Origin of the sequence: Streptomyces sp. NPDC085866 (genome assembly GCF_044541035.1) — a bacterium.
Lineage (GTDB): Bacteria > Actinomycetota > Actinomycetes > Streptomycetales > Streptomycetaceae > Streptomyces.
The window spans coordinates 246,832-258,251 of record NZ_JBITSQ010000004.1; the positions used below are offsets into that span (position 1 = coordinate 246,832).

Consider the following 11,420-nt stretch of genomic DNA (forward strand, 5'->3'; position numbering starts at 1 on the left):
GCCGCTCAGCCCGCCGCGCAGGCCGCCCCGTTGAGCGTGAAGCCGTACGGCACCCGGTTCTCGCCCTGCCAGGACGCCAGGAACCCGAACGTCAGGGTCCCGTGCGCGGACACGGACTTGTTGTAGTCGGCGGCGGAGGCGGTGACGCGGGAGCCGTCCTGGTGGACCGTGGCGTCCCACATCTGGCCGACCTGCTGGCCGTCGCGGAAGCGCCAGGCGACCTGCCAGTCGGTGAGGGCCTTGCCTGTGGTGACGGTGACGGTGGCCTGGAAGCCGTCGGGCCACTGGCTGTCCAGGTTGTAGTCGACCCGGCAGCCGGCCGCGGGGGCGGTCGTACGGGTCGGGCCGCCGCTGCTGGTGGCGGCGGAGGTGCCCTGGGGTTCGGGGTCCGGGTTCTTGCGGTCGGACCTGCCCTTGGAGGCGGTCGGGGAAGGGGTGGTGGAGGGCGTGCGGGAGGGGGTCGGGTCGGCGGCGGTGGCGGTGTCGGGGAAGGCGGGGTCGGCGACCGGCTGTCGGTCGTCGCCGGCCGCGGCCGCCTTGCCGTCGCCGGAGTCGCCCGAGCCGTCGAACGGCATCATCGACACGCCGAGGGCCAGTACCGACAGCAGGACGGCCGCGGCGAGCAGTCCGTTGCGCAGGACGCGGCTGCGGCCCTCCTTCTCCTCGGAGTCGCCGCCGTCGGCCTCGGCCGCACCGGGCCGGCCCACGCCGAGCCGGACCTCGGCGGCGCGGCGCCGGCGCTCCAGATAGGCGAGGCCGCCCCAGCCGATGACCCCGCCGGCCAGCGCGGCGGGCAGCCCGCCCCCGTGCAGCCGCAGACAGGCTGCGGCCTCGGCGCACTGGACGCAGGTGGCGAGGTGCCGGGAGAGGTCGCTCGGCGTCTCGGCGGCCGGCGAGCGGGTGACCGCGTCCAGCAGGCGGGCGTAGCTGCGGCACTGCGCGTCCATCGGGGTGTCGATGTGCGCACGGTGGCAGCGGTCCCGGAACAGGCCGCGGACCTGGTCGAGTTCCTCGGCGATCGTGGCCGGGTCGAGGCCGAGCCGGCGGGCCACGGTCGTCAGGGGCAGCGCCTCCACCTCGGCGAGCCACAGCAGCGAGGCGTCCGCCTCCTGCATGTCCCTGAGGCCGCGCAGCGCGACCGGGCGCTGCAGCGGCGGGCCGGTGTAGCGGGCGGCATGGCCGGAGTTGAGCCACAGCCTCAGGTCGGGGTCCAGCTTGTGCCCCTCGCCGTCGGCCTCCCAGCTCGCGGCCGTGTTGCGTACCGCGGTCAGCAGCTCCGGGATCGTCGGCAGCCGGCCGGCGCGCCGGCCGGGGCCGCGCGCGGGCACGGTCCCGGCGGCGCGGACCTCGCGCATGCCGAGGGTGAACGCCTCGGTCGCCAGCTGGTGTGCCGTCAGGGAGCCGGAGGTGCACAGGTCGGCGTACGAGAGCACCGCGTCCCAGCACTCCGAGAACAGCGCGGCCTCGGTGGCGTCCTGGGGGGTCGGCAGGTCGGGCATGGGACTCCTGCATCCACGTGCGAGGTCAACTCACCATAGAGGAAATGGAGTTGGGGGGAACCTCGCGGCGACAGGAGCCTTTCACGTCTTCGCCACAACTGACAAGCGCCATATTCAAATCCGGTGACGAGGAGGTAGCGTGACGTGACCGCATCCGCGCAGGACCGCAACTCCGGCCTCCGATACGGATGCGGGCGCCGTTCGACTCACCGCCCCGACGGTTTTCCGGAGCGGATCACACCTCCGCCGGCTCGGCGGCGGGCAGGCTGTCCATGAAGGAGCTGACGGAGAACACCGCGCGGCCGGGTCCGGGCGGGCCGTAGCCGGGGGGCGAGGAGAGGCCGAAGTCGTCCATCGTGGCCCGGTAGGCCTCCAGGAGCCGGATGTGGTACTCCAGCGGCGCGCCCTGCGGGTTGGCCTTGCCGAGCGGGGTGGTGGGCTCCGGGCACCAGGTGGTGAAGCGGGGCGTGATGCCGTGCGACATGAAGAAGCGCAGGCCCTCGGTGGTGGAGGCGATGGCCTCGTCGACGGTGGTGAAGCCGAACGGCTCGGCCATCTCCACGCCCGCCACGAAGTTGGGGATCACGTTGCGCGCGCCGAAGATCTCCGCCGAGTCCAGGATCCGCTTGTGCCACTCGTCCCGGCCGACGTACCGCTCCTTGCCGGGGCAGTACAGCTCGAACAGCCGGCGGTCCCACACCTCGAAGTTGGGGTGGTAGATCTGCACGCCGTAGTCCTTGAACCGCTGCACGTCCGCCTTGGGCAGCGCCTGCGCGACGACCTTGCCGATCCAGCGCCCGGGGAAGCGCTCCTCGATGGCCTTGGCGTAGTGCCCGTAGAAGTCGGCCTCGTCCCGGCCGGCGACCGTCTTGGTGATCGCACCGCCGGTGAGGGTGTAGGCGGTGGACGCCTTCTGGGTGTCGTACCGGTCGATGATCTCGAGGGCTTCGAGTACCTCCTCGACGTCCTTGACCCCGGTGTACGGCCGCCCGGCCGCCTTGTGCTGGCGCCAGTTGTGGTTGATGTCGCAGTACTGGCACTCCTCCTTGGCGCCGAAGTACTGGCAGACCCGGAAGACGGTGAGGTAGATCAGGTAGCCCCACTGGATGGTCGGCGCGACCTCCATGACGGACTTCCCGTTGGACAGGGTGTGCCGGTAGTACTCGGGCATCGGCGGCACACCGACGTCGGCGATCCGCTTCCCGTCCAGGTACAGCCCGAGCAGCCCCTCGCCGTCGGCGGCGACCCGGTACGGCGAGGCCGGGTTCACCCGTACGGAGACCACCGTGCGGCGCAGGTCGTACGGGCCGCCGGTGAGGATGATCTCCTCCGGGGGACGGCGCAGCGCGGCCTCGCCCAGCTCGGGCAGCGTGCCGTGGTCGAAGGAGAAGATGAAGTACGACTTCGGCTTGACCTCGCCACCCTCGTTGTCACTGAGGGCGGATGGGTCGAAGGCGACGCCACCCCGAAGCAGGTCCTCCTTGAAGACGGCCTCCCGCGGTACATGCGGGAACCTCTCCATCAGATCCTCGACCAGCGCGGTGCGACTGCCCATCCGTCATCTCCTCCCGGCTCAGGCGTTCGCCTCTCACCGTATGCCCCCGCCTCCGGGTCAGCCGTGCCGGGTCCCCGCACGGCGCGCGATGTGTCCCGGTACGGCGGTGCCGGACGGCAGCGCCGGGTCCGCGACGGGCTCGCCCCAGACGGAGGCGAGCGGCAGGACCCCGGCCCACAGGCCGAGTTCCGCGTCGGGCCCGTCACCGTCGTCGGGAGCGCCGCTCCGTATCTTGACGGAGGCCTCTTCGAGGGAGAGCGCGAGGAGGGTGGTGGCGGCGAGTTCCTTCCGGTTCGGCCGCCGGGCGTACGACCACTGCCCCGGCGTCGCGTGCTCGGTGAGCCGGCGCAGCCCCTCCAGCTTCTCCTCGGGGTCGGTGACCTTGCGGGCGGTGCCGTGGATCATGGCGCTGCGGTAGTTCACCCCGTGCTCGAAGACGGACCGGGCGAGCACGAGCCCGTCGACGTGCGTGACGGTCACACAGACCGGGAGATCACCGGCCAGACTGCGGCTGGCCACGGACCCGTGGAGGTACAGCTCCCGCTCGTCCCGCCCGTACACGGTCGGCACGACCAGCGGCCGCCCCTCGACCACCACACCCAGATGGCAGACGAAACCGGCGTCCAGGATCGCCTCCAGCTCGGCACGCTCCAGGCTGCCCTGGTCGCGGAGGCGGCGGTGGCGGGTGAGGTCGGTCTCGGGGAGCCGGGGAGGCAGCGGTTTCGGAGCCATGGACCCGAACGTTACCGATATCGCACACTTAAGGCTACAGATATTCTAATTACATCATCACAGAGACTGTGAACAACGAAATCCGTAGCCGCAGTCAGCCGCCCCGGCGAGCGGGAGAAGGAGCCGTCGACGATCAGCCGGGGACCCGGCCGAGGTCGGCGATGCGGCGGTGGCCGGCGGCGAGCAAGTGGGTGGTCGGGGCGAATGCGCCGCCCGCGTTGTCGTGGTCGACGACCGTGGCGGGGACTCCGGGGCCGACCTGGACCGGTCGGGATCCGGCCCGGTCCAGGGAGTGGGCGGCGCCCGGCGAGCAGCCGACCCTCCGCCGAGGCCTGCTCCTCCACCCCGCGGGCGATGCACGCGCAGAAGAGGCCGGTCACTTACGAGGCGGGCGCCCCGTCATGCCGTCCGCTCCAGCGTCGCGCGGTCGACGGCGTAGGCCAACTCGCCCCCGGAAAGCAGCCGTTCGGCCTCCTCCACGACGGTCAGGCCGAGCCGGGCCAGCTCGTTGCCCTGGGCGCCCGCGAGATGCGGGGTGACGAAGGCGTTGGGCAGATCGAAGAGGGGCGAGTCGGCGGGTAGCGGCTCGGGGTCGGTGACGTCGAGGACGGCGCTCAGGCGTCCGGTGCGCAGTTCGCCGACCAGAGCTTCGTGGTCGACGAGGGCGCCGCGCGCGGTGTTGATCAGCACCGATCCGGTGGGCATCAGGGCCAGTTCGCGGGGGCCGACGAGGTGCCGGGTCTCGGGGGTCTGCGGGGCGTGCAGGGTGACGATGTCCGAGGTGCGCAGCAGGTCGTCGAGGGGCAGCAGGGGTACGCCGAGCCGCGCGGCCTCCGCCGCGTCCACGTACGGGTCGGCCAGGCTGACCCGGAGGTCGTGGGGCCGGAGCAGTTCGATGAGGCGGCGGCCGATGCGCGAGGCGCCGACGACGCCCACCCGGCGGCCGTGGTTGCCGATGCCGGGGACGATGTCGCCGTAGCGGAAGGTGCGGTGTGCGCGCAGCAGGTCCCGGAAGGCGAAGACGTCCTTCCCGACGAGCAGGATCATCGCGAGGGTGTACTCGGCGACGGGGAGCGCGTTGGCGGCGGCCGCCGAGGAGACGGCGATGCCGCGCTGCCAGACCTGGGGGGTGGTGAACCCCTTGACCGAGCCTGCGGCGTGCAGCACCGCGCGCAGCTTGGGGGCGGCGTCCAGGGCGGCCGCGTCGAGGCGGGGGCAGCCCCAGCCGGTGACGAGGACCTCGGTGCGGGCGAGGGTCTCCCGGACCCGTGGCTCGGTGAAGTCGTGCGCCACCAGAGTGGGATCGATTTCTACGCAGGCACGCAGCCGCGCGAGCACCTCCGGCGGAAAGATGTGCGGCACGTTCTGGGCGGTCATGGCGAACAGCGCCGGGGGACGCTCGGGCAAGGAAGTGACCTTCCGGCTCGGTGACGCACGGATAGCAACCGCTCTCTACGCTAGGTCGCCGCGAATGAGAGGGTCAATGGAGACGCACTCACCCGGAGGGACGACAGGGATGACGGGAACGGCCGGCACGGTGACCAACTGGGCGCGCAACATCACCTACACGGCGAAGGAGTTCCACCGCCCGCGCTCGCTCGACGCGCTCCGGGCCCTGGTGGCCGGGAGCCCGAAGGTGCGGGTGCTGGGCAGCGGCCACTCCTTCAACGAGATCGCCGACCCGGGCGCCGACGGCGTCCTGCTGTCGGTCGCCGACCTGCCACCGGTGATCGACGTGGACACCACGGCCCGTACGGTACGGGTGTCGGGCGGCGTCCGGTACGCCGAGCTGGCCCGTACGGTCCATGCCCACGGCCTCGCGCTGCCCAACATGGCCTCCCTGCCGCACATTTCGGTGGCCGGTTCGGTGGCGACCGGCACCCATGGATCGGGGGTGGGCAACGGACCGCTCGCGGCGGCGGTGCGGGAGGTAGAGCTCGTGACCGCGGACGGCTCGACGGTGTCGATCGCGCAGGGGGACGCCCGCTTCGACGGTGCCGTGACCTCTCTCGGCGCGCTCGGTGTGGTCACCGCGCTCACGCTCGACCTGGAGCCGTCGTACGAGGTGGAGCAGTACGTGTTCACCGAACTTCCGTCGGCCGGGCCGGACTTCGGGGCGGTGGCGGGGGCGGCGTACAGCGTGAGCCTGTTCACCGACTGGCGGGAGCCGGGCTTCCGGCAGGTGTGGGTCAAGCGCCGCACCGACCAGGCGCCGGTGGACTTCCCGTGGGCCGCGCCCGCGACCGAGGCGATGCATCCGGTGCCCGGGATGCCGGCGGTCAACTGCACCGAGCAGTTCGGGGTGCCGGGGCCGTGGCACGAGCGGCTGCCGCACTTCCGGGCGGAGTTCACGCCGAGCAGCGGTGACGAGCTGCAGTCGGAGTACCTGCTGCCACGGTCGGCCGCCGTCGACGCGCTGGACGCGATCGACGCCATTCGGCCGGCGGTCGCCGGTGTCCTGCAGACGTGCGAGGTGCGTACGGTCGCCGCCGACCCGCAGTGGCTCAGCCCGGCCCACGGCCGCGACTCGGTGGCCCTGCACTTCACCTGGGTCGAGGACACGGGGGCCGTGCTGCCGGTGGTCCGCCGGGTGGAGGCGGCGCTGGACCCCTTCGACCCGCGCCCGCACTGGGGGAAGGTCTTCACCGCGCCGGCGACCGAACTGCGCCGACGGTACGCACACCTGGCCGACTTCCGCGCCCTGGCCCAAGCCCTGGACCCCGTGGGCAAGTTCACCAACGCCTTCGTTCGGGACGTCCTGGCAGACTGATGGGCAGCCACGGGCGGCAGACTTTCTCCACCCCCTTTCCTAACCCCTTGTCGAAAGTCCCTCCCAGCCCATAGCCTGACGCCGCGCCGGTGCCGACCTCGCCCCGGCCTGGTCCGACGGGATGGGAGGGGCAGCCCGGTGAAGCGCACATCACGTGACATCCGCACCGCGAACCGCTACGAGGTGTTGCGCCAGATCATCGCCGAGTCTCCCACCTCCCGGCAGGAACTTGCCGCGGCCACCGGACTGAGCCTCGCCACGGTCGCCACGCTCGTCGGCGAACTGCTGGACCTGCGCATGATCACCGAGGTCGGGTTCGAGGACTCGGCAGGGGGCCGCCCCCGGGGTCTGGTCGCCGTCAACGCGGCGGGGGGCGCGTTGATCGGTGTCGACATCGCGGAGACCTACGTCCATGTCGAGCTGTTCGACCTGGCACTGAACGTGCTGGCCCGCGCCGACGAGGACATGCGGCCCGGCGAGAGCCGTCCCGAGCAGGTGGTCGGCCATGTCGCCGCCGCCGTCGGCTCGGTGGTCGCCCAGGCCGGGGTCGAGGCGGCCCGGGTGCTCGGCGTCGGGGTGAGCGTGCCGGGCCAGGTGGACCGGGACACCGGCATCGCCGAGTACGCGCCCAACTGGAACTGGCACGACGTCCCGTTGCTCGACCTGCTCGCCGAACACATCGCCTATCCCCTGTACCTGGACAACCCGCTGCGCGCCTGCGCGATCGCCGAGCTGTGGTTCGGAGCCGCGCGGGGCCGCGGGGACGCGGTGGTGGTCAATCTCGGCACGGGTGTCGGCGCCGGTCTGGCGCTCGGCGGCGGGCTGCACCGGGGCGTGAGCAACAGCGCCGGCGAGTGGGGGCACACCACGCTCGTGCTGGACGGACGGCTGTGCCACTGCGGCAACCACGGCTGCGTGGAGACGTACGTCGGCGCGCCCGGCATCATGCAGAACCTGCGCGAACTCAGCCCGCAGTCCACGCTGTTGCACCCCGAGGACCAGACGGCCACCATCGACGCGCTGGCCCGGGCGGTCACCGTGGACGACCCGGTGGCGCTCAAGGTGGTCCGGGACACCGCCCGTTACCTGGGCGCCGGGATCTCCGACCTGATCAACCTCCTCAACCCCGAAGTGGTCGTGCTCAGCAGCTGGGTGGCCTCCCGGCTGGGCGAGCCGCTGCTCGGCGAGGTACGCGCGGCCGTCGCCCGGCACGCGCTGCGGCGGCCGCTGGCCGCCACCGAGATCGTCCTCTCCCCGATCCCCACCGACCCGGTGTCCCTCGGCGCAGCCACGTTCGCGCTGGAGGGGGCCCTGCAGTCCGTCGGGCAGCGGGGCGCGCCGGTGTCGAGGGCGCGAGCGCGCGGAGGCCCGAAGGGCTGAGCACGGTCGCGGTCTCGACACCGGCTTGAGGCGTCCCGCACAGGAATCAACGCGCCCGGCACGAAGCGCACCACCGCACCCGCAAGGAGCCGTACCGCACCGCCTTCATGACGACGGAAGGGATGCACGTGTCTCACCCCCGCACCGGTCACCCCCGCACCAGGAGATCCGTCCTGCTGACAGCCTCGGCCGCACTGGTTGTCTCGGGAGCGCTCCTCACCTCCCCGGCCGCGAGCGCCGCCGAACCCGCGGCGGCCGAGGTCTCCCCCCACGCCGCCCAGACCATCGACGACTTCGGCGCCTCGGGCGCCTGGTGGGTCAACGACCTGAAGAACTTCGACCCCAAGGTCCAGGCCCGGGTCGCCGAGCTGCTGTTCTCGCACCAGGGCCTGGACCTGAGCGCGTACCGCTACAACATAGGCGGCGGCGGTACCGGCGTGACGTACGCGCCGCGTGCCCCCGAGGACTTCCTGAACTCCGACGGCAGCTACGACTGGAGCAAGGACAAGGCGGGCCGGTACTTCCTGTACGCCGCCGCCAAGTACGGGGTGAAGGACCTGATCGGGTTCGTCAACAGCGCGCCCGCCGCGTGGAAGACGAACGGCAAGAGCTGCGGCGGCTATCTGAAGGCCGACAACGAGCAGGACTTCGCCAAGTACGTCGCCGACGTCACCGACCACTTCGCGCGCCAGGGCGTGAAGCTCGACTACATCAGCCCCTTCAACGAACCGACGAACAGCTTCGACTCCTGCGGTCAGGAGGGCATGCTCGTCGACCCCTCCCAGCGGGACGACATCGTCCGCGCGCTCGGCGCCGAGCAGCGCGCCCGGCACCAGAAGACGGGCATCATCGCCGACGAGTCCACCAGCACGGTCAAGTTCAACGAAGAGATACCCCAGTGGGTCTCGCAGCCGGGCACGGCCCAGTACGTCTCCAAGCTGGCCCACCACACGTACGACAACCCCAGCGACGCCAACCGGGCCAAGGTCTACGAGACCTCCAAGGCGGCCGGCAGACAGTCCTGGTCGACGGAGATCTGCTGCTTCGGCAAGGGCGGTACGGGCTGGGCACAGGAGTACGACCCGACGATCGACGGCGGGCTGAACCTGTCGCGGATCATCTACAAGGACTTCGCGACCGCCCACGACTCGGCGTTCCAGTGGTGGGTGGCGCTGTCGGAGATGATCGGCAGCGACCCGCTGGCGAAGAACGACGACGGCTGGAACGACGGCCTGATCTACTACGACCCGAACTACGCCGCGAACGGCAACCAGACCCTGTACTTCACCAAGCGCTACTACGCGCTGGGCCAGTACAGCAAGTTCGTGAAGCCGGGCTCGGTCGCGCACAACGTGACCGGGGCGCCGGACGGCGTGGAGGTGTCGACCTACGACCAAGCCGGCAAGTGGGTCGTCGTGGTGAACAACCACAACACCACCGACACCGCACTGAACCTGCACTTCAACAGCGCGACACCGGTCCGGGCCGCCCAGGCCGTGCGCACCTCGGCCGACGAGAACTGGGCGAAGGTCGCGCGGCCGACCGTCCGGGGCGGTACGGCGACGACGACGCTCGCGGCCCGCTCGATCACGACGTACGTCTTCGACCAGCGGGGTCACGGCAGTTCGGCGCTGACCGGAGCACTCGTGGGCAAGCAGTCGGGCAAGTGCCTGACCGCCGACGCCTCGGGTGCGGCGCTCGCCACCTGCACGGGCGCGACCGCGCAGTCGTGGTCGTACGGCGCGAAGGGCACGCTGCACAGCGACAACGGCTATCTGACGGCTGGGAGTTCGGGGCTGACGACGGCCGCCGCGACCGGTGACGGAACGCAGCAGTGGCTGCTGAACTCCAACGGGCAGATCGTCAACGAGGCCTCGGGCAAGTGCCTGGACGTCAGCGGGCAGGCGACCGCCGACGGCAGCAAGGTGATCCTCTACAGCTGCAACGGCGGCACCAACGAGGCCTGGAGCAGGCAGTAGTCCGCGCCACCCCCTGATCGAGGGCCGCCGGCCACACCCCTGACCCGGCGGCCCTCATCTTCCCTTTCCCCGAAGCCCTGTTCGGCATTCCGAACCAGGCGCAACGCTTCGAACAGACTTCATCCAACCCCTTGCCGAAGCCTTAGCCGAAGGTTAACGTCCCGCTCCGCAACGCAATTTGAGCCACCTGGCTTTGAGGCGCAGAGCCGCCGAGCCGCACTCGACAGACAAGGACGTCAGCATGTCGGCACAGAGCAGCAACTGGGACCGCCGATCGATATTCCGGGCCGCAGCAGGCCTGGCCGCCGCCGGCACGCTCGCCGCGTGCGGCGGCAACAACGGACGCGGCGGCAGCTCCGGTTCGGGCAAGAACCTCGTCCAGTACTTCCACGCGTACGGCGAGGCGGGCACCGAGCAGGCCATCAAGCGCTATGCGAAGGCATACACGAAGGCCGACGTGACCACGCAGTGGATCACCGGCTCGAACTTCGAGAGCAAGCTGTTCGCGTCGCTGCTCACCGACCAGGCGCCGGACCTGTTCGAGTTCCACCCGCAGATCCAGCTCGTCAAGAGCGGGCAGGTGGCCGACCTGACCGACATCATCGAGCCGGTCAAGTCCGACTTCAACCAGGCCGACATCAAGTCGCACACCGTCGACGGCAAGGTCTACGGCGTCCGGATGATCGACGACCCGCAGTTCTTCTTCTACCGCAAGTCCCTGCTGGAGAAGGCGGGAATCCAGCCGCCGACCACCCTGGACGAGCTGATCGAGGCGGCCGCCAAGCTCACCACGAGCAAGGTCAAGGGCCTCTTCCTCGGCAACGACCTGCACGCGGTGATCAACCCGCTGATCTGGTCGGCCGGCGCGGACACCCTCGACGACAAGAACCAGATCGCCTACCACACGGACGGCGTGGTCGAGGGTCTGAAGAAGATGCGCAGGCTGTTCACCAGCGGCGACCTCCTGCTCGACGCCCCGGCCGACTTCTGGGACCCGTCCGCGCTCAACCAGGGCCTGTGCGCCATCCAGTTCTGCGGCATGTGGGCCATGCCGCAGTTCCAGCAGACCCTCGGCGACGACCTCGGCATCATGCCGTTCCCGAAGGTCACCGACGCGGGCAAGCCGTCCGTCTACAACGGCGGCTGGTCGATGTTCGTCAACGCCAAGGGCAAGAACGTCGAGGCGGCCAAGGAGTACGTGAAGTGGCTGTGGATCGAACAGAAGAAGTACCAGGAGGACTGGGCGACCTCGTACGGCTTCCACATCCCCCCGCGCACCTCCATCGCGCAGTCCGCCACCAAGCTGAAGTCGGGTCTGCCGGCCGAGGGCGTGAAGCTCTTCAACGAGTACGGGCACTTCGACAACATCGGCTGGACCCAGGCGATGATCACCGCCACGGAGAACGTCTTCGCCGACTGCGTCCGCAAGGGCGGTGACCCGGAGGCCGCGCTCGACAAGTGCGACAAGACGGTGAACGCCGAGCTGAAGAAGCTGTTCGGATAGG

The 11,420-nt window shown here is 70.7% G+C and carries 8 protein-coding genes; 4 read left to right on the top strand and 4 right to left on the bottom strand.

Going from position 1 to position 11,420, the window contains the following annotated elements; genetic code table 11:
* Positions 1-5: 5 nt before the first annotated feature.
* The 4 genes from ACIF83_RS11210 to ACIF83_RS11225 all read right to left on the bottom strand — a co-directional run bounded on the left by ACIF83_RS11210 (position 6) and on the right by ACIF83_RS11225 (position 5,193).
* The gene (locus ACIF83_RS11210; protein WP_399725639.1) at positions 6-1,499 is read right to left on the bottom strand and encodes a cellulose binding domain-containing protein; all 1,494 of its coding nucleotides are present in this window, start codon (positions 1,497-1,499) and stop codon (positions 6-8) included.
* A 235-nt stretch (positions 1,500-1,734) separates the two neighbouring features.
* Complete coding sequence (locus ACIF83_RS11215; RefSeq protein ID WP_393473223.1) at positions 1,735-3,054, bottom strand: radical SAM protein; 1,320 nt, start codon at positions 3,052-3,054, stop codon at positions 1,735-1,737.
* 57 nt (positions 3,055-3,111) lie between these two features.
* A complete protein-coding gene (locus ACIF83_RS11220) occupies positions 3,112-3,786 on the bottom strand; it encodes a pyridoxamine 5'-phosphate oxidase family protein (RefSeq protein ID WP_393473225.1) in 675 nt (224 codons plus the stop codon).
* A gap of 399 nt (positions 3,787-4,185) precedes the next feature.
* Positions 4,186-5,193, bottom strand: coding sequence for a hydroxyacid dehydrogenase (locus ACIF83_RS11225; RefSeq protein ID WP_399725643.1), 1,008 nt, complete (start codon positions 5,191-5,193; stop codon positions 4,186-4,188).
* Between the two features lie 109 nt (positions 5,194-5,302).
* Here ACIF83_RS11225 and ACIF83_RS11230 point away from each other — a divergent pair, with 109 nt between their 5' ends.
* The 4 genes from ACIF83_RS11230 to ACIF83_RS11245 all read left to right on the top strand — a co-directional run bounded on the left by ACIF83_RS11230 (position 5,303) and on the right by ACIF83_RS11245 (position 11,419).
* On the top strand, positions 5,303-6,556 hold the full coding sequence (locus tag ACIF83_RS11230) for an FAD-binding protein (RefSeq protein WP_393473230.1): 1,254 nt from the start codon (positions 5,303-5,305) through the stop codon (positions 6,554-6,556).
* A gap of 138 nt (positions 6,557-6,694) precedes the next feature.
* Entirely contained in the window at positions 6,695-7,936 is a 1,242-nt protein-coding gene (locus tag ACIF83_RS11235) for an ROK family transcriptional regulator (RefSeq protein ID WP_393473233.1), read from the top strand.
* 122 nt (positions 7,937-8,058) lie between these two features.
* Positions 8,059-9,915 (top strand): glycoside hydrolase, encoded by a 1,857-nt coding sequence (locus ACIF83_RS11240; protein ID WP_399726292.1) that lies wholly within the window; start codon positions 8,059-8,061, stop codon positions 9,913-9,915.
* A 241-nt stretch (positions 9,916-10,156) separates the two neighbouring features.
* Positions 10,157-11,419 carry an ABC transporter substrate-binding protein gene (locus ACIF83_RS11245; protein WP_393473235.1) on the top strand — a complete coding sequence of 421 codons (1,263 nt, stop codon included), beginning with the start codon at positions 10,157-10,159 and terminating at the stop codon, positions 11,417-11,419.
* Position 11,420 lies beyond the last annotated feature (1 nt).

Bases quoted from the DNA above. Each gene is read 5' to 3' on its own strand.
- ACIF83_RS11210 (WP_399725639.1), bottom strand. From the start codon at position 1,499: ATGCCCGACCTGCCGACCCCCCAGGACGCCACCGAGGCCGCGCTGTTC.
- ACIF83_RS11215 (WP_393473223.1), bottom strand. From the start codon at position 3,054: ATGGGCAGTCGCACCGCGCTGGTCGAGGATCTGATGGAGAGGTTCCCG.
- ACIF83_RS11220 (WP_393473225.1), bottom strand. From the start codon at position 3,786: ATGGCTCCGAAACCGCTGCCTCCCCGGCTCCCCGAGACCGACCTCACC.
- ACIF83_RS11230 (WP_393473230.1), top strand. From the start codon at position 5,303: ATGACGGGAACGGCCGGCACGGTGACCAACTGGGCGCGCAACATCACC.
- ACIF83_RS11240 (WP_399726292.1), top strand. From the start codon at position 8,059: ATGCACGTGTCTCACCCCCGCACCGGTCACCCCCGCACCAGGAGATCC.
- ACIF83_RS11245 (WP_393473235.1), top strand. From the start codon at position 10,157: ATGTCGGCACAGAGCAGCAACTGGGACCGCCGATCGATATTCCGGGCC.